This window comes from Azonexus sp., assembly GCF_041909095.1.
GTDB lineage: Bacteria > Pseudomonadota > Gammaproteobacteria > Burkholderiales > Rhodocyclaceae > Azonexus.
The window spans coordinates 16744-38335 of the sequence record NZ_JAYREB010000009.1; the positions used below are offsets into that span (position 1 = coordinate 16744).

A 21592-nucleotide genomic window follows, 5' to 3' on the forward strand; every position below is an offset into this window, starting at 1 on the left:
TTATTGGTACTTGTCCAGACCGGCGAAGCCCATGAAGGCCAGCGCCATCAGGCCGGCGGTGACGAGGGCGATGGCCGAGCCGCGGAAGTGGGTCGGCACGTCGGCGCCCTCGATGCGTTCGCGGATGCCGGCGAAGAGGATCAGCACCCCGGAGAAGCCGAGCGCGCTGCCGGCGCCGAAGAGCAGGGATTCAACGAAGTCGTAGCCGTTGGCGACGTTGAGCAGCGGCACGCCGAGCACCGCGCAGTTGGTCGTGATCAGCGGCAGGTAGATGCCCAGCGTCTGTTGCAGCGTCGGCGAGGTCTTGGCGATGACCATTTCGGTCAACTGGACGATGGCGGCGATGGTGACGATGAAGGACAGGGTGCGCAGGTATTCCAGCCCGAACGGCATGAGCAGGAAATGGTCGATGATGTAGCTCGAACCGGTCGCCAGGGTCAGCACGAAGGTGGTCGCAGCGCCCATCCCGTAGGCCGTTTCCAGTTTCTTGGAAACGCCCATGAACGGGCACAGGCCAAGGATCTTGACGAGCACGACGTTGTTGACCAGCACCGCGCCGACGAGAAGGAAGATGTAGTGGCTCATGAAAGGGGGAGGGAGCGAAGGCGGCTATTATCGGAGTTTGCCGGGGCGCGAACAACCGCGCGCCGGACAGGGATATTCATGTCGTGACGGGTTTTTTCTCGGCCAGTGCGCGGGCGACGGCTTGGCCCATTTCGGCCACCAGTTCCGGTCCACGATAGATGAAACCGCTATACACCTGGACCAGGCTCGCTCCGGCACGGATTTTTTCGGCGGCATCCTCCCCCTTGAGAATGCCGCCGACGCCGATGATCGGCACTTCGCCGGCCAGCGCCGTCGCGAGCTTGTGTTGTACGTCGGTCGATTTGCGGAATACCGGCGCCCCGGACAGGCCGCCGCCTTCGTTGCCGTTCGGCAGGTGATCGACGCCCTCGCGCGAGAGCGTGGTGTTGGTCGCGATGACACCGTCGAAACGGTGCCGGCGCAGCGCGTCGGCGATCGTCGCGATCTGCGCGTCGTCGAGGTCGGGCGCGATCTTCAGCGCCATCGGCACATAGCGGCCGTGCTGCTCGGCGAGCGCCTGCTGGCGTGCCTTCAGTCGCGACAGCAGGTCGTCGAGCGCCTCGTCCTTCTGCAGTTCACGCAGGTTGCGGGTGTTCGGCGACGAGATGTTGACGGCGACATAGCTTGCATCGCCATAGACCTTGTCGAGGCAGATCAGGTAATCGTCAGCCGCCTTCTCGATCGGTGTCGTCGCGTTCTTGCCGATGTTGATGCCGAGGATGCCGCCATGCTTCGGGAATTTGGCGAAGCGGACGTTGGCGAGCAGCGCGTCGACGCCGGCGTTGTTGAAGCCCATCCGGTTGACGATGGCCTGCGCCTGCGGAATGCGGAACAGCCGCGGTTTCGGGTTGCCGTCCTGGGGGCGCGGGGTGATCGTGCCGATCTCGATGAAGCCGAAACCGAGCCCGGCCAGCGCATCGATATGGGCGCCGTTCTTGTCCAGTCCGGCGGCGAGGCCTACCGGGTTGGGGAAGCGCAGGCCCATCACCTCGACCGGGCAGGCAGGCGCCGGCTTCGCCAGCAGGCCGAGCAGGCCGGCGGACTCCAGAAAGGACATGCCGGCGAGGCCGATGCCGTGCGCCGTTTCGGCGTCCAGCGCGAAAAAGAACTTGCGGATGAGCGGATAGAGCATGGTGGCCGGCATTTTAACGCATCTGGCGTAAATCGCAGCCGTTCGCCTCTATCTTTCGTGATATGACTCAGCCCGTCCCCTGGCGCAGCAAGTGCAGCACCGCCATGCCGACAATGAAGGGCAGCCAGGGGTTGCGCCAGCGCAGCGCGGTTGCCGCCGCGGCCAGGCCGGCGGCGAGTTTGGCGTTGATCGGTGCGAACTGGCCGCCGACGACCAGCAGGTCGGGGGCGACGATCGCCGCCAGCGCCGCCGCCGGGGCGTAGCGCAGGGCGCGCTGGACGGTGCCGGGCAGGCTGACGCGGTTGCCGAGGACGATGAAGCTCGCCCGCGGCAGCGTCGTCGCCAGGCCGATGACGATGAAGATCAGCCACAGGTCGGTATCGTTCATCGGCGCTGCCTCCGGTGTTCGAGGTTTTCCGCCAGGAAACCGGCGGCGATGCCGAGGACGATGGCGACGACGGCGCCCAGCTTCAGCGGCATGTCGCGCAGCAGCGTTGCCGCGCCACCGCCCACGAGCGCCGCGACCAGCATCGGGCGGACGCGCGACATCGGCACCAGCAGCACGATCAGGGCGATCGTCGCCATGAATTCCAGCGACCAGCTTTGCGGCACCACCGCCGCGGCGTGGATGCCGAGCAGCGTGAAGGTCTGCCAGAGCAGCCACGACCACAGCGATGGCGCCAGGTAGTAACCGAGTCGCCAGCGCGCGTCGTCGGCTTTCTGCAAACCGTCGACGCAGGCGGCGAAGACGCCGTCGGTAAGCAGGTGACCGGACAGCCAGCGGGCGCCCGGACCGACGCCATGGAAGGCTGGGGCGAGGGCGGCGCTGAAGATGAGGAAGCGCAGGTTGAGGGCCAGCGCGGTGAAGAAAATCAGCCACAGCGGCGCTCCGGCGACGATCAGCGGCAGGGTGCCGAGCTGGGCGGTGCCGGCGAAGACGATCAGGTTCATGCCCATCGCCTCGACCGGCGAGAAACCGGCGCTGCGCATCGCCATGCCCATGACCAGCGCCCACGGCATCAGGCCGACCGAGAACGGCAGGAAAACCGCGAAACCGGCGCGAGCGCCAGCGAGGAAGGGAGATGTCGTGGTTCCAGACATGGGTCCGAAGATACAACAGCCGGCAAACAATTTGTAACAGCGCGGATTCCGCCGCCCCGGCTAAACTGTCGGCCATGCAAGCCCTGACCCGAATCTTCCCGGTTTTACTCGTTTTGACCGCCCAGGCGGCGGTCGCGGTCGACCTGGCCGATCCGCTGGCCACCGAGGCACTGCTGCCCCTGCGTCAGGCGCCGGCGCTGGCCGCCCGCGTTGGCGCCGCGCCCTGCGCCGACGCCCTGCCGGAGACGCCGCTGACGGCGCAGGAGGCGGTCGATCTCGCCCTCTGTCGCCATCCGCAGACGCGCGAACTGTGGGCCAACGCGCGGGCGCAGGCGGCGCAGCTCGGAGTCGCCCGGGCCGCCTGGCTGCCGACGCTCGACGCCCGCGCTTCGACCGCGCGCAACTTCAACGAGGACAGTCGGACCAACTCAAGTAGCGCGGCGCTCGATTTTTCCTGGCTGTTGTTCGACGCCGGCCGGCGCAGCGCCGCCGAAGACAATGCCCGGCAGTTGCTGGAAGTCGCGTTGGCGACCCGCGATGCCAGCGTGCAGACCTTGTTCCTCGCCGCCCTGCAGGGTTATTACGGCGCCCAGGCGGCGCAGGCCGCGGTGCAGGCGACGGTGGATAGCGAAACCGCCGCCCGCGCCAGCCTGGAGGCCGCCGAACTGCGCTACAAGGTCGGCGTCGCCACGCCGGCCGACCGCCTGCAGGCGCAGACCGCGCTGGCGCAGGCGCGGCTGGCCCGGCAGCGGGCGGCCGGCGAAGCGCGCAACGCGCTGGGCGGGCTGGCCAACGCGCTGGGCTTCCCGGCGCAGACGCCGCTGCAACTGGCGCCGCCGGCCGAGATCGGCGAAACCGCCACCTTCCGGGATGAAGTCGAGGCGCTGATCGGTCGCGCCGTCGACCGTCGTCCCGACCTCAAGGCGGCCGAAGCGCAGGTGCGCGCCGCCGCCGCCGCGGTCGATGCCGCCCGCGCCCAGGGCCGGCCAACGCTCGGCTTGTCGGCTGGGCCGGACTGGCAGCGCCTGGCGGGAACGACGACGCACGGCGGCAGCATCGGCCTGACCCTGAACGTGCCGCTGTTTTCCGGTTTCGACACCACCTACCGCGTGCGCGCCGCCGAGGCGCAGCAGGAAGCACGTGTCGCCCAGCGCGACCGCCTGCGCAACCAGGTCTCGCTCGACGTCTGGCAGGCCTACCAGAACCTGGCGACGGCGACCGAGACATTGCAGACGACGCGCGACCTGCTGGCCAGCGCCGAACAGGCCGACCGCGTCGCGCGCGGCCGCTACCGCGCCGGCGTCGGCAACCTGCTCGACCTGCTCAACGCCCAGAGCGCGCTGGCCGACGCCCGGGTCCAGCGCATCCGCGCCGAACTCGACTGGAACATTTACCGCGCCACCCTGGCCCAGGCCATGGGGGCGCTCGATGAAACGCTGCTGCGGGCGGCGGAGGAAAAACGATGAACAGGAAGACAGGCCGGCTGCTGTTCGGCGCGCTGCTGATCGCCGCGCTCGGCGGCGGTGCTTACTGGTATTTCGCCGGCGGCGCCGGCCAGACGCCGGAGCAGCGTTACCGGACGGCTGAGATCGCGCGCGGCGACGTCGTCCAGACGGTGTCGGCCAACGGCACGCTGAACCCGGTGGTGCTGATCAGCGTCGGTACCCAGGTTTCGGGAACGGTGAAGAAGCTCTACGTCGATTTCAACGACAAGGTCACCGCCGGCCAGCCGCTGCTCGAACTCGACGACGCGCTGGTCTCGGCGAGCGAGCGGCAGAGCGCGGCCAGCGTCAGCAGCGCGCAGGCGACATTGGAACTGGCGACGGCCAACGAGGCGCGGATGAAGGCGCTGCTCGCCGAGGAGTACGTCTCGAAGCAGGAATACGATCAGGCGGCGCAGGCGCTCAAGGCGGCGCGCGCGCAACTGGCGCTGAGCCAGGCGCAGAACGCGCGCGACCGGGCCAACCTGGGGTTCACGACGATCCGCTCACCGGTCGACGGTGTCGTCATCGACCGCGTCGTCGACCTCGGCCAGACGGTGGCGGCCAGCTTCCAGACGCCGACGCTGATCAAGATCGCCAAGGACCTGTCGGAGATGCGCATCGATACCAGCTTCGCCGAAGCCGACATCGGCGCCATCCGCGAGGGGCAGAAGGCGCGCTTCACGGTCGATGCTTTCCCCGACCGCAAGTTCGAGGGCGTCGTCCAGCAGATCCGCCTTAACCCGACGACGCAGCAGAACGTCGTCACCTACAACGTGCGCATTTCCGTCGCCAACCCCGACCAGATCCTGTTGCCGGGGATGACCGCCTACGTGACGATCGGCGTTCAGCAGCGCAAGGATGCCCTGCTGGTGCCCAACGCGGCACTGCGCTTCAAGCCGGCGGAGGCCGCTCCCGCCAAGGCGCAAGGCGGCCGGCCACCGGCCGGCATGGCGCCGGGCATGGGCGCCGGGGCCGACGGCGGCGGTGCCAAGTCCGGCAACGCCAAGGGCCGCAAGCGCGACGGCCAGCAGGCGACGGTTTACGTGCTGGCCGACGGCAAGCTGCAGCCGGTGGCGCTGCAGCTCGGCATCACCGACAGCCGCAACACCGAGGTGCTCGGCGGCGAACTGGCCGAAGGGGCGCGGGTTGTCGTCGGCGAGAACGGGGGCGGCGGCAAGTCGCCGTCGTCGGTCGGCATGCGGATGTTCTGATGACCGGCGACGTCATCCGGGTGGTCGGCCTGGGCAAGTCCTACCCGACCGCCGCCGGCGAGTTTCCGGCGTTGCGCGGCGTCGACCTGGCGATTACGGCGGGCGAGTACATTGCGATCATGGGCCCGTCCGGTTCCGGTAAATCGACCTTCATGAACCTGCTCGGCTGCCTCGACACGCCGAGCGTCGGCGAGTATTTCCTGGCCGGCGAGAACGTCGCGACGCTGGACAAGGACGCGCTCGCCGTCCTGCGCAACCGGACGCTCGGTTTCGTCTTCCAGGGCTTCAATCTGCTGCCGCGCATGAGCCTGCAGGACAACGTCGCGCTGCCGCTGGTCTATGCCGGCGTCGACAAGGCGACCCGGCGGGCGCGGGCGCGAACCCTGCTCGAACGGGTCGGCCTCGGCAAGTACGCCGAGTCGCTGCCCAACCGGATTTCCGGCGGTCAGCAGCAGCGGGTGGCGATCGCCCGGGCGCTGGTCAACGCGCCGCGTCTGATCCTCGCCGACGAGCCGACCGGCAACCTCGACAGCCATACCAGCGAGGAAATCATGCGCCTGTTCGGCGAACTCAACGGCGACGGCATCACCATCGTCCTGGTCACCCACGAACCCGACATTGCGGCGCACGCCAAACGCCAGGTGCGTTTCCTCGACGGCCGCATCGTCAGCGACCACCTCACCGGAGCCGCCGCATGATTCATCCGATGCTCGGCGAAGCCTGGCTGGCAATGGGCGCCAACCGCCTGCGCACGGCGCTGACCATGCTCGGCATGGTGATCGGCGTCGGCGCCGTGGTGATCATGCTGGCCATCGGCCAGGGCGCGCAGTACGCGGTGCAGCAGACGATCAGCACGATGGGCGCCAACCTGTTCATCGTCCTTTCCGGTTCCTTCACCGCCTCCGGCGTGCGCAGCGGCAGCGGCGGCGGGCCGACGCTGACCGTCGCCGACGCCGAGGCGATCGCCGAACTCGACGGCGTCGTCAACGTCGCGCCGACCCACCAGGGAACGCGGCAACTGGTCTACGGCGCGCAGAACTGGAGCAGCCAGGTGATCGGCACGACGCCCGCCTACCTCGACGCGCGCGCCTGGAGCATCGTTAACGGCGGCGCCTTCGGCGCTTCCGACGTGCGCTCGGCGACGCGGGTGGCGGTGATCGGCAGGACCGTCGCCGAAAGCCTGTTCGGCGACGAGGACCCGGTCGGCAAGACGCTGCGCATCCAGCAGAGCCCCTTCGTCGTCGTCGGCGTGCTCGGCGCCAAGGGCCAGAACCTCGACGGCCGCGACCAGGACGACAGCGTGATCATTCCGCTCAGCACCGCCCAGCGCAAGGTCTTCGGCACGCCCTTCCTGGGTTCGGTGCGGATGATCATGGTGCAGGCCGATTCGGCCGACAACATGGAACGGGTGATGGACGCGACGACCGCGCTGCTGCGCCAGCGTCACCGTCTGCGCGAGGAAATGCCCGACGACTTCTACATGCGCAACTTGTCGGCGGCCGCCGAATCGGAAGCGGCGACGACGCGGACGATGTCGGTCCTGCTCGGCGCGATCGCCTCGATCTCGCTGCTCGTCGGCGGCATCGGCATCATGAACATCATGCTTGTCTCGGTCACCGAGCGGACGCGCGAGATCGGCATCCGGATGGCGATCGGCGCCCGGCGCAAGGACATCCTCAGCCAGTTCCTGCTCGAATCGGTGATGATTTCCTTTGCCGGCTGCCTGCTCGGTCTGCTGCTCGGCATCGGCATCGCGCTGGCGATCAATGCCTTCACCGGCATGGTCGTCGTCATTTCCGGCAGCGCCGCCCTGCTGGCCTTTGCCGTAGCAGCCGGGGTCGGCATCTTCTTCGGCTGGTACCCGGCGCGCAAGGCGGCAAGGCTCGACCCGATCGAAGCCTTGCGCTACCAGTGATCAGCGCAGGCGCGGCCGGTTGGCGAGTTCGTCCGGGTTGTCGTCGGCCGTCGCCGGGAAGTGCTCGGCGAGCAGGGCGCCGATTCGTCCGATGGCGCTGACCGTGCCTTCGCGGTAGCGACCGGCGGCGAATTCACGTTCGACCGCGTGGCAGATTTCGTCCCACACGGCTTGCGGCACCTGTGCCGAGATGCCGTGGTCGGCCAGGATTTCCAGCTGGTGGTCGAGCAACTGGATGTAGAGCAGGATGCCGGTTGCCTCGCGTGTCCGGTCTATGCCGTATTCCCGGAACAGTTCGCCGGCCCGCTGACGGCAGTCGGTTTCATGCCACAGTGCGGCATAGGGCAGGGCGCCTTCGATGACCACGCAGATTTCGCCGCGATGGCTCTTTTCCGAAGCGGCGATGGCGGCTTCGACGGCATCAAGGTCGGCTTTGCCGAAATGACGACGGACCAGCCAGCCGGGCGCGGTCAGGTGTTTGAGTTTGCGCAGCAGTCCCATCTCACCATCTCCCCGAGGCGCCGCCGCCACCAAAGCCGCCACCGCCGCCGGAAAATCCGCCACCACCGCCACGACTGCCGCCGCCACCGCTATGCCAGCCGCCGTTGCCGGCGCGCAAGAAGGAAGCAAGGAAGGTGATCACTGCAGCGATCACGGCGGCGCCCAGCGAACCGAAACTGAACCAGGCCAGGGCGCCGGCCACCAGCGAGATGCCGAGGGCGCCGAGCAGACCGAACATGGCGCGGGCCAGGCTGGCAACGAAGATGGCGAAGAAGATCAGGCTGTTGGTGTCGAAGCCGCTGTCCTGGGGCTTTTTCTCCTTCGGCGGCGGCAGGCTTTCGCCATCGATGACGCGGACCAGCGTGTCGACCGCTGCGCCGAGGCCGCCGGCAAAATCGCCGTCACGGAAACGCGGCGCCATCTGCTCGTCGACGATGCGCTTGGCAATCGCGTCGGGAATCGCGCCTTCCAGGCCGTAGCCGACTTCGATGCGCATGCGCCGGTCGTCCTTGGCGACGATGACGATGACGCCGTCGTCCACGCCTTTGCGCCCGATTTTCCAGCCTTCCGCCAGTCGGATGCCGAACTGTTCGATGCTTTCCGGCGCCGTGCTCGGCAGCAGCAGGATGGCGATCTGCGCACCTTTTTCCTGTTCCAGCCGGGTCAGCCGCTCGACCAGACCGGCCCGGTCGTTGGCCGACAAGCTGCCGGTCAGGTCGACGACGCGCTCGTTCAGCGCCGGCAGGGCAATCGGGTCGGCGCTCCAGCCGGCCACCGGCAGGAGGGCGAGCAGGCAGACCAGCAGCCAGCGCAGCATCGCTTACTTGCTGTCGAACTTGACGGCCGGCGCGTCGGCGATCGCCTTTTCGTTGTCGACGCTGAAGTTGGCCTTCGGCTTCCAGCCCATGGCCATCGCCGTCAGGTTGTTCGGGAAGGTGCGCACCGAGATGTTGTAGACGCGCACCGCGTCGATGTAGCGGTTGCGGGCGACGGTGACGCGGTTCTCGGTACCTTCGAGCTGCGCCTGCAGGTCGCGGAAATTGGCGTCGGCCTTCAGTTGCGGGTAGTTTTCGGCGACCACCAGCAGGCGGGCCAGGGCGCTGCTCATCTCGGCCTGCACCTGCTGGAACTTGGCGAAGGCGGCTTCGTCGTTGATCAGTTCCGGCGTCGCCTTGATCCCGCCGACAGCGGCGCGGGCCTCGGTGACGCGGGTCAGCACTTCCTTCTCGTGGGCGGCGTAGCCCTGGACGGTGGCGACCAGGTTGGGCACCAGGTCGGCGCGCCGCTTGTACTGGTTGAGGACTTCCGACCAGGCGGCATTGACGCCTTCGTCGTTGATCTGGATCTGGTTGTAGCCGCAACCGGAGAGCAGGGCGGTGATGAGGGCGAGCAGGGCAAGGATGCGCAGGCGCATGGGAGGACTCCTGGGGGCTTCAGTGAAAGTTTGGGGCGGCGTTCACGCGTCGCCGACCTGGGCGCTGGCCCAGCTCAGCGCCTCGCGGTAGCAGGCGACCAGCCGGGCCGGCCGGATCTGCAGGGCGCCGGCGAGGATCACTGCCTGGTCGAGCCGGCAGCGTTCGAGCATGATCGCCAGTTGCAGCGGCGGCGCGTGCGGCCCCTCGTTGCGCAGCAAGGCGGCGGCGACCGCTTCCGGTAACTGGATGCGGGCGAGGATCTCGGCCAGCGGCCGTTCGAGCAGGCAGTCAATGAGCGACAGCAGGCCGACCAGGAAGGCTTCGTCGGCGGCCTCTCCGCTGTCGCGGGCGAGGCCGGACAGCAGGGCGGCGCGGCCCATGGCCAGCATCAGCAGGGTGCCGTCGCGGCCGTTGTCGCCGTCCATCCGGAACATCGCCAGCGACAGCCAGCGGTACAGCGCGTCGCGGCCGAGCAGGGTGATTGCCTCCTCGATTCCCGCCACCTTGCGCGGCAGGCCGTAGAGCGGCGAGTTGGCCATCTCCAGCAGCTTGACGACCACCGCCGGGTCGCGCATGGCCGTGGCGGCGATCGCCTTCAGCGGTGCCTCGGCGCGGATCTGGTTGAGCATGTCGATGACCACCAGCCGGCTTTCGCTGATCCGCTCGGCGCTCGCCGCCTGATCGCGGCTGGCGGCGAAAGCGCCGCTGCAGTAGGTGATGCCGAGGCGCTGGCAGAGCCGGAATTCGTCCCAGGATTCGATGCCGTCGGCGAGCAGTTTTACGCCGGGGCGCCGCCGGGCGAGCGCCTGCAGCCGTTGTTCGAGCGCGGCCAGCGGGACGTCGCGGAATTCGACGAGGAACAGGTCAACCGGCAGTTCGGCCTGGGCGTCCAGCTGCCAGGGCAGGTAGGCGGCGACCCGGGCGTCGGCGACGTGGATGGCATCGATCAAAGCGCGCGGGTCGGCGCAGGCGGCAAGGTCGGTGATCAGCAGGTGGCTGTGCGCGGCGAGCAGTGGCGTGAAGTCGGCGTCGGCCCACTGGGCGGCGCTCAGCGGGATCAGCAGCGGGCGCTGCTCGGCGGCCGGGCGGACGTTTTCGTGCGCCAGGCCGGCGCTCAACTGGGCGCCGCTGATCGCCGCATCGCCGTCGAGGGCGCGCGGCAGCAGCCGGTAGCCGGCGATCCGGCGGTCGGCGCCGATCAGTTCCTGCCAGGCGAAGAGGAGGCGTGGCGCTGCCGCTGCCGGAGGCGTTGCCTCGACCTTGGGGGCGCTGGCTTTTGCGGCGGGCGTGCTGCCCAGACGAGCGAAGAGTTTCTTGAACAAGGGAGTGAGCAAGGCGGGTTGATCTGCCTGGCATCATAGGCCAGAGCGCAGCTTTCGGGAATGCCGGCAGCCTTGCCTTTATTCCGGCAGGCGCGCCCAGTTGCCGTCGCGGTAGCCCTCGATCGGCTGGAAGCGCGTCTTGTAGGCCATCTTGCGGCTTTCCGCGATCCAGTAGCCGAGATACAGGTAGGGCAGGCCGAGCGCCTGGGTCTGCCTGGCCTGCCAGAGGATGTTGAAGGTGCCGTAGCTGGCGCCGGGGATGTCGGGGTCGAAGAAGGTGTAGACCGACGACAGGCCGTCGTCGAGGACGTCGATGACGCTGACCATGCGGACCTTGCCGTTGTCCGAGAATTCGATCAGGCGGCTGTCGACGTGGCTTTGCAGCAGGAACTGGGCGTACTGCTCGCGGCTGTCCTCGTCCATGCCGCCGCCCGGGTGGCGGCTGTCCTGGTAGCGGCAGTAGAGGTCGAAATGCTCGGGCTCGAAACGCAGCGGCAGTTCGCGCACCTGCAGCCCGGCATGCTGCTTCCAGGCGCGGCGCTGGCTGCGCGTCGGGCACAGTTCGGCGACTGGCAGGCGGACCGGGACGCAGGCGCGACAGCAGTCGCAGTGCGGCCGGTAGGTGAACAGGCCGCTGCGCCGGAACCCGGTGCGGATCAGCACGCCGTAGATCTGGCTGTCGATCAGGTGGGCGGGCGTTGCCACCTGCGAGCGCGCCTCGCGCTCCGGCAGGTAGCTGCAGGGATAGCGCGAGGTGGCGTAGAACTGGAGCAGCGAGAAGGGCAGGTCGGCGTCGTCGGGCTGGGACATGGCGGTCATTCCCCGCTTGCCGGATGGTCTGCGCTCCAGCGGCCGGCGGACCCGCTGCCCGTCAGTTCGGCGAGACGGGTCAGGAAGTCGGCGCGCGGGATTTCGCGGGCACCCAGCGAAGCGAGATGGGGCGTGTGCATCTGGCAGTCGATCATACCGAAGTCATGGGCGCGGAGGTGGCGGATCAGGTGGGCAAAGGCAAATTTGGAGGCGTTGTCGCGGCGGGAAAACATCGATTCGCCGTAGAACATGCGGCCGATGGCCAGGCCATAGAGTCCGCCGACCAGCTTGCCGTCTTCCCAGGTTTCGACCGAATGCGCCCAGCCGAGTTCATGCAGATGGACGTAGGCGGCCATCATTTCGGCGTTGATCCAGGTGCCGTCCTGGCCAGGGCGCGGGGTGGCGGCGCAGCCGGCGATGACGCCGCGGAAATCGCCATCGAAACTGACCCGCAGCGGCCCGCCGCGCAGCAGTCGGCGCAGCGAGCGCGACAGGCGGAATTCCTCGGGGAACATGACCATGCGCGGGTCCGGGCTGTACCACAGCGGGTGACCCTCGACCGTGCCCCAGGGAAAGACGCCGCGCCGGTAGGCGTCGAGCAGCCGGGTTGCCGAGAGTCCGCCGCCGACGGCGAGCAGTCCGCCCATCTCGGCGCTGGCCGTGGCGACCGGCGGAAATGGCGTGTGCGGGCCGAGGTAGGGGATCATCCGGGGTCAGGCCGGTGAGGCAGCCGCCTGCTGTTCGAGGCGGCGTTCGCAGGCGGGGTCGTCGCCGCAGGCCTCGTGTTTCTTGAAGGCGATGACGTGGTCGGCGTCGAGACGGATGCCGATCCGTTCGCCGAGCGCGTGGTTGTGATGCGAGGGAACCAGCGACAGCACCTCGCTGCCGCTAGCCAGGCGCAGGGTGTACAGGATTTCGGCGCCGCGGAAAGCCTTGTGCAGGACTTCGGCACGGACCGGGCTGGCGTCGTCGTGGATCACGTCGTCGGGGCGCAGCAGGACGTCGACCCGGCAGCCGTCCTCGCAATGGGCGCAGCTTTCGTGGCATTCGACCGGGGTGTCGGAAAGCAGCGTGCCCAGTTCCATGCGCACGCTGTTGCCGTCGCCGACGACGCCGGGCAGCAGCACGCCCTGGCCGATGAAGTCGGCAACGAAGCGGTTGGCCGGGCGGTGGTAGAGGTTGTACGGCGTATCCCATTGCTGGATGCGGCCGTGGTACATGACGCCGATTTCGTCGGCGATGGCGAAGGCTTCGTTCTGGTCGTGGGTGACCATGATCGCGGTCGAGCCTTCGCGCTTGAGGATTTCCCGCACCTCGAACGAGAGGCGCTCGCGCAGGCCGACGTCGAGGTTGGAGAAGGGTTCGTCGAGCAGGATCAGTTCCGGACGCGGCGCCAGCGCCCGGGCCAGGGCGACGCGTTGTTGCTGGCCGCCGGAGAGCTCGTGTGGATACTTCTCGCCAAGTCCGGCCAGGCCGACGGTGGCGAGCATCTGGCGTACGCGCAGGCTGGCCGCTTCGTCGCGACGCCGATCGAGACCGAAAGCGATGTTTTCGCCGACGCTGAGATGGGGAAACAGCGCGTAATCCTGGAAGACCATGCCGATCCGGCGCTTTTCCGGGGCGATGTGCAGGCCCGGGCGGCTGACGACCTGGCCGTGGATGCGGATTTCGCCGCCGACGATTTCCTCGAAACCGGCGATGCAACGCAGCAGGGTCGTCTTGCCGCAACCCGAGGGGCCGAGCAGGCAGGCGATTCTGCCAGTTTCGAGACGAAAGCCGACGCCATCGACCACCGGGTGTTTACCGTAGCGCTGAAGAATGTGGGTTAATTCGAGTTGTGCCATGGTGCTCGATTATAATTCGCATTCATGAACTCGCGCTCAAGCTTCCTCGCGCGGCGCTTGTCGCCGCTTCTCGTCGTCGCTCTCGTCATTGCTGCCCTGGCCGCGATGCCGGTGGCCAGCGTCGGCCTCAACCTGTTCGTCGGCGGCACCAGCGCAACCTGGGCCCATCTGACGCAGACGGTGCTGAGCGAGTACATCGCCAATTCGCTGTGGCTGTGCCTTGGCGTTGCGCTCGGGGTCGCCCTGGTTGGCGTGACCACCGCCTGGCTGACCGCGATGCACGATTTTCCCGGGCGCCGCCTCTTCGAATGGGCGCTGGTCCTGCCGCTGGCGGTGCCGGCCTACGTGATGGCCTACGTGTATACCGATTTCCTGCAGTTCGTCGGTCCGCTGCAGACCGCACTGCGCGAGACCTTCGGCTGGGAGCACGGCGACTACTGGTTTCCCGATATCCGCAGCCTGCCCGGCGCGGTGCTGATGTTCGTCAGCGTTCTCTATCCTTATGTTTATCTGCTGGCGCGCAGCGCCTTCCTCGAGCGGGCGAGCGGCATGCTCGAGGCGGCGCGGACTCTGGGCATGGGGCCGTGGCGCGCCTTCTTTTCGGTGTCGCTGCCGCTCGCCCGGCCGGCGGTTGCCGCCGGCATCGCGCTGGCCCTGATGGAAACATTGGCCGACTATGGAACCGTCGCCTATTTCGCGGTGAATACCTTCACGACCGGCATCTATCGCGCCTGGTTCTCGCTCGGCGACCGCGTTGCGGCGGCCCAGCTGGCGGCCATGCTGCTCGGTTTCGTGCTGCTGCTGCTGATGGTCGAGCGGGTGTCGCGCGGGCGTGCCCGCTATCACGATACGACCGGACGCAATCGTCCGCTGGCCGGCAGGCGCCTGAGTGGTGCCCGGGCGTGGCTGGCGTCTAGCCTGTGTCTGCTGCCTTTGCTACTTGGCTTCCTGCTGCCCGCCGGCTTGCTGTTGAAGATGGCGCTGACCGATGGCGATGCGCAGTTCGGCGAACGTTTCCTGGTTCTCTCGCGCAACAGTTTTGTGCTGGCCGGGACGACGGCGCTGATCGCTGTTCTGCTGGCGCTCCTGCTGGCGTACGGGGCACGTCTGGCCAAGGGCGGATTGGCGGCCGGGCTGAATCGACTGGTCGGTCTTGGCTATGCAGTGCCGGGGGCGGTGATCGCCGTTGGTGTGCTGATCCCGGTGACGCGCCTCGATCAATGGCTGGCCGGCCAGTGGGAAAGCTGGTTCGGCAACAACCCGGGTCTGCTGCTGACCGGCGGCATCGCCGCGCTGGTCTACGCCTATCTCGTGCGTTTCCTGGCGGTGGCGCTGCATACCGTGGAGTCCGGGCTGGGCAAGATCACGCCCAGCATGGATGACGCCGCCCGCAGTCTCGGGCTCGGTCAGGGCGCGAGCCTGCGCCGGGTGCATGCGCCGCTCTTGCGCGGCAGCCTGCTGACCGCCGGCTTGCTGGTTTTTGTCGATGTGATGAAGGAGTTGCCGGCAACGTTGGTAATGCGCCCGTTCAATTTCGATACGCTGGCGACGCAGGCCTATACCCTGGCTTCCGACGAGCGGCTGGCGGAAGCGTCAAGCGCGTCGCTGGCCATCGTCGCCGTCGGCATCCTGCCGCTGATCCTGCTCTCGCGCCAGATCGCGGCAAGCCGTCGCCGCTGAAGTTACTTGGGCTCGTCGTCGAGCGAGGCGGGAGGGGTCGGGTCGGTTTTTTCCCAGGCGCCGCCGGAGCGTTCGAAGTCCAGCGCCAGGACGCTGGTGTCCACGCCATAAACGCCCTTCATGTCGACCTGCTCGATGGCATCCTTGGGCTGCGAGGTGATGAACCTGACCATGCTGTCGTGGCGGGATTCCGGCGCGCCTGCTGGCTTCGCTGGCGGAACATCGAATTCCAGCATGGGCATGTCGAGAATCGGCTTGTTGCCCGAGGACAACTCCTTGGCGCGCTCGAAGATGGACGGCGGAATTTCCAGGTCGAAAGGAATCTGGGCGTTGTGGGCAAGCAGCAATGCGGCAATTTCCGTATGGCCGGCACGCATCGCCAGGCGGATGGGGGCGCCGGGGCCGTCGGCAGTTGGTGCGTTGAGATCGGCGCCGCGCCGGATCAATTCACGGACGATCGGTACATTGCCGACGAAGCAGGCGGTACGCAACGGCAGCCCACGGTAGCCGTGGATATCCGGCGTTTCGATGTCGGCATTGTCATCAAGCGCGGAGGCGACCCGGTGCAGACTGTTGGCACGGATCGCCTCGATCAATGAATTAGCTGCACCAAGGCGGTTGGATCCCATGACGCTTTCTCCTGTCCTGGCGGGAGATTCTAGGGGATGGCAGCCGCTTTGGCGAGAGGCAAGAGGGATTCAGGCTTTACTTGAAGCCGACTCGATCAAATATCATCTGCGCCTTGACCTGATACATGGCCAGGCTATTGACCGGCAACTTGTCGGCCTTGAATTTGCCGAGTCTGGCCAGCGCCGGGTTGTCGACCTTGACCGATTCGACGACCGGCCATTCGTTGTTGCCATCGGCAAAGTAGCGCTGTGCTGAATCCGAGGCCAGGTATTCCAGGAACTTGATCGCCGCCGCCTTGTTTGGCGCATGCTTCAGGACGCCGCCACCAGACACGTTGATGTGGGTGCCGGTTGTCGTTTGATTGGGCCAGACGACGCCGACCTGCTCCATGACCTTCTGATCGGCGGCCTTGTCCGAACGCATCAGGCGGGCGACGTAATAGCTGTTGGAAATGGCGACGCCGCATTCGCCGGCGGCGACAGCCTTGATCTGATCGGTGTCGCCACCTTTCGGGCTACGCGCGAAATTGGCGACCATGCCGCGCGCCAGTTCTTCGGCCCTGGCTTCGCCGTCATGCGCGATCACCGAGGCGAGCAGCGACAGGTTGTAGGGATGCGATCCTGAACGCGAGCAGAATTTTCCTTTCAGCTGCGGATTGGCAAGGTCGCTGTAGTTCTGCAAATCGGCCGCGGGGATTTTCGCCTTGTTATAGACGATGACGCGGGCGCGGGTGGAAAAGGCTGCCCACTCGGCAGTACGCAGATGGGCAGGGATGCGTTTCTCGAGGATCGGCGAACTGAGCGGCGCGAACAGGCCCATTTCCCGAGCCTTCGCCAGGCGTGAAGCGTCGACGGTGAGGAGTACGTCGGCCGGGCTGTTGGCGCCTTCGTTGCGGATGCGTTCGAGCAACTCGTCTTCCTTGCCTTCGATCCGGTTGATCTTGATGCCGGTCTGCCTGGTGAAATCGGCGTAAAGCGCTTCGTCGGTCTGGTAGTGACGGGCCGAATACAGATTGAGGACCTTTTCCTGAGCCAGTGCCGGTTGCAGGACTGCGGCAATGGACAGGGCGACGAGCGAGGCTGCTATCTTCATGGGGATCTCCGCGTTGCGTATAAGAATTGTTCTAGTTTATAACAAAATTTGTTAATGGGAACTGTTACTGATTGTGGTCCAAAAAAAACGGCCTGGCGGCCGTTGTCTTGCTCAGCGGGCTTCGATGATTCTTCTGGCCCCGTTGAAACGGGTTTGCCAGTAACTGTTGTTCATGTTTTCGACCCGAACTTCGGAGCCGGCACGCGGCGCGTGCATGAAGTGATTGTCGCCGAGGTAGATGCCGACATGCGAGAAGGTGCGGCGCATGGTGTTGAAGAAGACCAGGTCGCCGGGCTGCAACTGGCTGGCGTCGATCTGTTTGCCAACCTGGCTTTGTTCGCGCGCGGTGCGCGGTAGGTAGGCGCCGATGCTTTCCTTGAACACCATCTGGACGAAGCTGCTGCAATCCAGACCGTTTTCAACGCTGTTGCCGCCCATCTTGTAGCGCACGCCAACCAGCTTGAGGCCTTCCAGGATGACATCCTGCGTGACGTTGGTGTAACGTTCGACGAAGGACATCGGGGCCTCCGGCGAGCGTGGCGTTTCCGCGGCACCAACCGGGAAGGCGCTGGTCAGCAGTAGTGCGGAGGCAGCCAGGAGGGAGAGGATTTTTCGATGCATGGGCGCGTAATCTATTTGAAATCTGCCGGTGTGTAAAGTCCATCGAAGCTGTTGGCGAGTAGAAATGAAACTATGTTCATAATCCGTAATTATGAATACAATCCCAACCCCTAAGCGTGAGGAGGCAGGTCACCGTGGATTCGTTCAAGGCATTGTTGATTGAAGAGAGCGAAGGCAAGGTTGCCCATCGCTTCGTCGATATGACGGTCGCTGACCTCGACGCTGGCGAAGTCCTGATCCGGGTCGCCTATTCGAGCGTCAATTTCAAGGATGCGCTGGCTGCCACTGGCGCCGGCAAGATCATCCGGCGCTTTCCCTGCGTCGGCGGCATTGATCTTTCCGGCACCGTCGTCGCCAGCGACGATGCGCGTTTCAAGCCCGGTGATCCGGTCATTGCGACCAGTTTCGACATTGGCGTTGCGCATCATGGCGGCTACGCCGAAATGGCCAGGGTGCCGGCCGACTGGGTGGTTCCGCTGCCGGCCGGCATGTCGCTTTACGAGGCGATGGTGCTTGGCACGGCAGGTTTCACCGCGGCGCTGGGCGTGGTCCGGATGGAAGAAAACGGACTGACGCCGGCCAAGGGGCCGGTGATCGTCACCGGCGCGACAGGCGGGGTCGGCAGTCTGGCCATCGACATGCTGGCGCAGCGCGGTTATCACGTGGTTGCGCTGACCGGCAAGGAAAGCGAAGCGGATTACCTGCGCAGCCTCGGTGCGGCCGAAGTCATGCTGCGCCAGAGCCTTGATCTGAGCAAGATTCGGCCGCTTGACCGGGCGCGCTGGGCGGGCGCCGTCGATAATCTGGGCGGCGATGTGCTGGCCTGGATCGCCAGCACGATGGAGCAGGGCGGCACCATCGCCAGCATCGGCCTGGCTGCCAGCATGAAGCTGAATACCTCGGTCGCGCCATTCATCCTGCGCGGGGTTTCGCTGCTCGGCATCGATTCCGGCTACATCCGCGAACCTTATCGGCACGGCGTCTGGCAGCGTCTGGCCAGCGATCTGCGGCCGCCGCACCTGCTCGACATGGCGCGGACGATCAGTTTTTCCCAGTTGCCGGAGACTTTCGAGCAATACATCGCCGGCAAGGCCAAGGGGCGGGTCGTCGTCGAACTGGCCGGGGGCTGACATGGCTACCCTGCCGCGCATTCTCATCGTCGATGATTCGAAAGTGGTGCGGACCTCGCTGGCCCAGCACATGCGCGATCATTACGAGGTGCGGGAGGAGGCCGACGGCGAGGCCGCCTGGCAGACGCTGGTCCTCGACCAGTCGATCCGGGCGGTGGTCTCGGATATCCAGATGCCGAAGATGAATGGCTACCAGTTGCTGGAACGTCTGCGTTCGTCGCGCCTGCGGCGCTTGCAGCAGATGCCCTGCATCCTGGTGACCGGCGAGGAAACCGAAGAAGAAAGAGGCAAAGCGCGCGGCCTGGGGGCTTCCGACTTCCTGACCAAGAGCAGTGGCGCCAGCGAGGTGCTGGCTCGCTTGGGCAACCTGCTGGCCCTGCAACAGGCTCAGGAAAGCCTCGACAGTGGTCGTGAGCAGATGGTCCAGAATCCGGCGACCGGCCTGTTCACCCGTCGTTACCTGGAGTTGCAGGTGGCCCAGGCGCTGTCGCATTCGGCGCGCCATGGCATGGACGTCAGCATGATGGTGCTCGGCTTCGACGGCTATGACCGGCTGTGCGAAAAACTGGGGCCGGAAATGGCCGAAGAGGTTGGCAATCGCTTCGCCCGGATGCTGGCCGGCAAGGTCCGCCAGGAAGACAGTCTCGGCCACGTGGCGGCCGGGCAGTTCGCCGTGGTTTCTCCCGGTACGGCGGCCAACTTCTGCGCCTGCTTTGCCGAACGGGTCCGCCAGGCGGTCGAAGTGGCGCGCCTCTCGGTGCATGGCGAGGCACTGGCGCTGACCGTCAGCATCGGTCTGGCGAGCGTGCCGGTGGATGTCGTGAGTTCTGCTGGCGCCTTGCTGGAACTGGCGACGCATCGCATGCAGCAGGCGATGGCGGCCGGCGGCAACCGGGTCGAGGCTGGTGGCGTGTTGCCGGCGACGCGGCCGATTTCGCTGCCGCATGCGCTGGAATTGCTGCGTGCCAACCGGCCGGCGCCGGTGGTACCGCATCTCGATGCCTTGCTGGGGCAACTGATGCCCTTGCTCGTGCTGATCGACAAGGAACTCGACTTGACGCTCCCGATCGCGGAGCTCGAGCGTTATCTGGGCGAACGGAACAGTAAAAACCAATAATCCGTTCTTTTATTTTGTGCAGGAAACATTAGCTAGCTAGAGGGAGCTTTATGACGACTTACAAGGAGTTTCACCAGTATTCGATTGAGAATCCGGATGGGTTCTGGACTGAACAGGCCCAGCTCATCGACTGGAAGGAACCGTTTACCCAGGTCTGCGATTTTTCGCGGCCGCCGTTTGCCAAATGGTTCGTCGGTGGCAAGACCAATCTCTGCCACAACGCGATCGACCGTCACGCGGCCAAGCGTCCGAACGACAACGCGCTGATCTACATCTCGACCGAGACCGACGAAGAGAAGATCTATTCCTTCGCCGAGTTGCAAGCCGAAGTCGAGCGCATGGCGGCGATCTACCTGAGCCTCGGCGTCAAGAAGGGCGACCGCGTCCTGATCTACATGCCGATGATCCCGCAGGCGGCGTTCGCGATGTTCGCGGCGGCCCGCATCGGCGCCATCCACTCGGTGGTGTTCGGCGGCTTTGCATCCGGTTCGCTGGCCACCCGCATCGACGACGCCAAGCCGACCCTGATCGTTTCCTCCGACGCCGGCATGCGCGGCGGCAAGGCGGTGCCGTACAAGCACCTGCTCGATGAAGCGATCGAAATCGCCGAACACAAGCCGACCAAGGTGCTGATGGTCGACCGCGGCCTGGACAAGGGCTTCAACAAGGTTGCCGGCCGCGACGTCGATTACGCCGCGCTGCGCGAGCAACTGATGAACGCGCGCGTCGAGTGCGAATGGCTGGAATCCTCCGAGCCGTCCTACATTCTTTACACCTCCGGCACCACCGGCAAGCCGAAGGGCGTGCAGCGCGACACCGGCGGCTACGCGGTGGCGCTGGCTTCGTCGATGAAGCACATCTACTGCGGCGGCGAAGGCGAAACCTACTTCTCCACCTCCGACATCGGCTGGGTGGTCGGTCACTCCTACATCATCTACGGCCCGCTGATCGCCGGCATGGCGACGATCATGTACGAAGGCACGCCGCTGCGCCCCGATCCGGGCATCTGGTGGCAGATCGTCGAGAAGTACAAGGTCAACGTGATGTTCTCGGCGCCGACCGCCGCCCGCGTGCTGAAGAAGCAGGATCCGGCGTACATGCACAAGTACGACCTGTCGTCGCTGAAGCACATCTTCATGGCCGGCGAGCCGCTCGACCAGCCGACCCACGAGTGGTTCCAGAACGAACTCCAGAAGCCGGTCATCGACAACTACTGGCAGACCGAAACCGGCTGGCCGATGCTGGCCGCGCTGCACGGCGTCGAGAAGACGCCGATCAAGTTCGGCTCGCCGTCCTTCCCGGTCTATGGCTACAACCTCAAGATCTTCCGCGAGGACGGTTCCGAGTGCGGCGCCAACGAGAAGGGCATCGCCGCGGTGATTCCGCCGCTGCCGCCCGGCTGCCTGTCCACCGTCTGGGGTCAGGACGACCGTTTCGTGTCGACTTACTTCACGCTGTTCAAGGATCCGCTGGTTTATTCGTCCTACGACTGGGCGATCAAGGATGACGACGGTTACTTCACCATCCTCGGTCGTACCGACGACGTCATCAACGTTGCCGGTCACCGTCTCGGTACCCGCGAAATCGAGGAGGCGATCCAGAACCACGCTGCCATCGCCGAGGTCGCCGTGGTCGGGGTCGAGGACAAGCTGAAGGGGCAGATGCCGATGGCCTTCGCCGTGGTCAAGGATGCGTCCAAGATCGCCACGCCGGAACTGGTCAAGGCGCTGGAGAAGGAAGTCTTCGCCACCGTCGACGGCATTCTTGGTGCCATCGCCCGTCCGGCCCGCGTGCACTTCGTCGTCGGCCTGCCCAAGACCCGTTCCGGCAAGATGCTGCGCCGTTCGCTGCAGGCGCTGGCCGAAGGCCGCGACCCGGGCGATCTGACGACGATCGAGGATCCGTCGACGCTGGAAAACATCAAGAAGCTGCTGGCTGGCTGATCGCCCACAGGCTTCGCGAAAACCGCCGGCAGTTGCCGGCGGTTTTTTTTGTAAGAATC

The 21592-nt window shown here is 66.1% G+C and carries 22 protein-coding genes; 8 read left to right on the top strand and 14 right to left on the bottom strand.

The window, feature by feature from the left end:
- The 4 genes from rsxA to ACE3OV_RS14815 all read right to left on the bottom strand — a co-directional run bounded on the left by rsxA (position 1) and on the right by ACE3OV_RS14815 (position 2818).
- Complete coding sequence (gene rsxA / locus ACE3OV_RS14800; protein ID WP_374328172.1) at positions 1 to 585, bottom strand: electron transport complex subunit RsxA; 585 nt, start codon at positions 583 to 585, stop codon at positions 1 to 3.
- Between the two features lie 76 nt (positions 586 to 661).
- On the bottom strand, positions 662 to 1717 hold the full coding sequence (locus tag ACE3OV_RS14805; RefSeq protein ID WP_374328359.1) for a quinone-dependent dihydroorotate dehydrogenase: 1056 nt from the start codon (positions 1715 to 1717) through the stop codon (positions 662 to 664).
- Positions 1718 to 1784: 67 nt separating this feature from the next.
- On the bottom strand, positions 1785 to 2105 hold the full coding sequence (locus ACE3OV_RS14810; RefSeq protein ID WP_374328174.1) for an AzlD domain-containing protein: 321 nt from the start codon (positions 2103 to 2105) through the stop codon (positions 1785 to 1787).
- The gene (locus ACE3OV_RS14815) at positions 2102 to 2818 is read right to left on the bottom strand and encodes an AzlC family ABC transporter permease (protein ID WP_374328176.1); all 717 of its coding nucleotides are present in this window, start codon (positions 2816 to 2818) and stop codon (positions 2102 to 2104) included. Before ACE3OV_RS14815 ends, ACE3OV_RS14810 begins: the two co-directional genes overlap by 4 nt.
- Positions 2819 to 2892: 74 nt before the next feature.
- Here ACE3OV_RS14815 and ACE3OV_RS14820 point away from each other — a divergent pair, with 74 nt between their 5' ends.
- From ACE3OV_RS14820 to ACE3OV_RS14835, 4 genes are read left to right on the top strand one after another with little or no spacing between them, the layout of a single operon-like run.
- On the top strand, positions 2893 to 4284 hold the full coding sequence (locus tag ACE3OV_RS14820; protein ID WP_374328178.1) for a TolC family protein: 1392 nt from the start codon (positions 2893 to 2895) through the stop codon (positions 4282 to 4284).
- Entirely contained in the window at positions 4281 to 5513 is a 1233-nt protein-coding gene (locus tag ACE3OV_RS14825) for an efflux RND transporter periplasmic adaptor subunit (RefSeq protein ID WP_374328180.1), read from the top strand. The genes ACE3OV_RS14820 and ACE3OV_RS14825 overlap by 4 nt, the downstream gene beginning before the upstream one ends.
- The gene (locus tag ACE3OV_RS14830; RefSeq protein ID WP_374328182.1) at positions 5513 to 6211 is read left to right on the top strand and encodes an ABC transporter ATP-binding protein; all 699 of its coding nucleotides are present in this window, start codon (positions 5513 to 5515) and stop codon (positions 6209 to 6211) included. Before ACE3OV_RS14825 ends, ACE3OV_RS14830 begins: the two co-directional genes overlap by 1 nt.
- Positions 6208 to 7428, top strand: coding sequence for an ABC transporter permease (locus tag ACE3OV_RS14835; protein ID WP_374328184.1), 1221 nt, complete (start codon positions 6208 to 6210; stop codon positions 7426 to 7428). Before ACE3OV_RS14830 ends, ACE3OV_RS14835 begins: the two co-directional genes overlap by 4 nt.
- Here ACE3OV_RS14835 and ACE3OV_RS14840 read toward each other — a convergent pair whose 3' ends face one another.
- The 7 genes from ACE3OV_RS14840 to ACE3OV_RS14870 form a co-directional block, all read right to left on the bottom strand.
- Positions 7429 to 7929 carry a TPM domain-containing protein gene (locus ACE3OV_RS14840; protein ID WP_374328186.1) on the bottom strand — a complete coding sequence of 167 codons (501 nt, stop codon included), beginning with the start codon at positions 7927 to 7929 and terminating at the stop codon, positions 7429 to 7431.
- Position 7930: 1 nt separating this feature from the next.
- Positions 7931 to 8746 (bottom strand): YgcG family protein, encoded by an 816-nt coding sequence (locus ACE3OV_RS14845; protein ID WP_374328187.1) that lies wholly within the window; start codon positions 8744 to 8746, stop codon positions 7931 to 7933.
- Between the two features lie 3 nt (positions 8747 to 8749).
- Entirely contained in the window at positions 8750 to 9343 is a 594-nt protein-coding gene (locus ACE3OV_RS14850; RefSeq protein ID WP_374328188.1) for a LemA family protein, read from the bottom strand.
- 42 nt (positions 9344 to 9385) lie between these two features.
- Complete coding sequence (locus tag ACE3OV_RS14855; RefSeq protein ID WP_374328190.1) at positions 9386 to 10678, bottom strand: EAL and HDOD domain-containing protein; 1293 nt, start codon at positions 10676 to 10678, stop codon at positions 9386 to 9388.
- A gap of 66 nt (positions 10679 to 10744) precedes the next feature.
- Positions 10745 to 11476, bottom strand: coding sequence for an arginyltransferase (locus tag ACE3OV_RS14860; RefSeq protein WP_374328191.1), 732 nt, complete (start codon positions 11474 to 11476; stop codon positions 10745 to 10747).
- Positions 11477 to 11481: 5 nt separating this feature from the next.
- Positions 11482 to 12183 carry a leucyl/phenylalanyl-tRNA--protein transferase gene (gene aat / locus ACE3OV_RS14865; protein ID WP_374328192.1) on the bottom strand — a complete coding sequence of 234 codons (702 nt, stop codon included), beginning with the start codon at positions 12181 to 12183 and terminating at the stop codon, positions 11482 to 11484.
- A gap of 6 nt (positions 12184 to 12189) precedes the next feature.
- Positions 12190 to 13320 carry an ABC transporter ATP-binding protein gene (locus tag ACE3OV_RS14870; RefSeq protein WP_374328194.1) on the bottom strand — a complete coding sequence of 377 codons (1131 nt, stop codon included), beginning with the start codon at positions 13318 to 13320 and terminating at the stop codon, positions 12190 to 12192.
- Positions 13321 to 13344: 24 nt separating this feature from the next.
- Here ACE3OV_RS14870 and ACE3OV_RS14875 point away from each other — a divergent pair, with 24 nt between their 5' ends.
- On the top strand, positions 13345 to 15000 hold the full coding sequence (locus ACE3OV_RS14875) for an ABC transporter permease (RefSeq protein WP_374328195.1): 1656 nt from the start codon (positions 13345 to 13347) through the stop codon (positions 14998 to 15000).
- A 2-nt stretch (positions 15001 to 15002) separates the two neighbouring features.
- Here the strand turns inward: ACE3OV_RS14875 and ACE3OV_RS14880 are convergent, their stop codons facing one another.
- The 3 genes from ACE3OV_RS14880 to ACE3OV_RS14890 all read right to left on the bottom strand — a co-directional run bounded on the left by ACE3OV_RS14880 (position 15003) and on the right by ACE3OV_RS14890 (position 17343).
- On the bottom strand, positions 15003 to 15629 hold the full coding sequence (locus ACE3OV_RS14880) for an ankyrin repeat domain-containing protein (RefSeq protein WP_374328196.1): 627 nt from the start codon (positions 15627 to 15629) through the stop codon (positions 15003 to 15005).
- Between the two features lie 76 nt (positions 15630 to 15705).
- Positions 15706 to 16722, bottom strand: coding sequence for a Fe(3+) ABC transporter substrate-binding protein (locus tag ACE3OV_RS14885; protein WP_374328199.1), 1017 nt, complete (start codon positions 16720 to 16722; stop codon positions 15706 to 15708).
- A 111-nt stretch (positions 16723 to 16833) separates the two neighbouring features.
- Complete coding sequence (locus tag ACE3OV_RS14890; RefSeq protein WP_374328200.1) at positions 16834 to 17343, bottom strand: C40 family peptidase; 510 nt, start codon at positions 17341 to 17343, stop codon at positions 16834 to 16836.
- 134 nt (positions 17344 to 17477) lie between these two features.
- Here ACE3OV_RS14890 and ACE3OV_RS14895 point away from each other — a divergent pair, with 134 nt between their 5' ends.
- From ACE3OV_RS14895 to ACE3OV_RS14905, 3 genes are read left to right on the top strand one after another with little or no spacing between them, the layout of a single operon-like run.
- Entirely contained in the window at positions 17478 to 18473 is a 996-nt protein-coding gene (locus ACE3OV_RS14895) for an oxidoreductase (protein WP_374328202.1), read from the top strand.
- 1 nt (position 18474) lies between these two features.
- Positions 18475 to 19590, top strand: a complete 1116-nt coding sequence (locus ACE3OV_RS14900) for a response regulator (protein ID WP_374328203.1) — start codon at positions 18475 to 18477, stop codon at positions 19588 to 19590.
- 50 nt (positions 19591 to 19640) lie between these two features.
- On the top strand, positions 19641 to 21533 hold the full coding sequence (locus ACE3OV_RS14905; protein WP_374328204.1) for a propionate--CoA ligase: 1893 nt from the start codon (positions 19641 to 19643) through the stop codon (positions 21531 to 21533).
- Positions 21534 to 21592 lie beyond the last annotated feature (59 nt).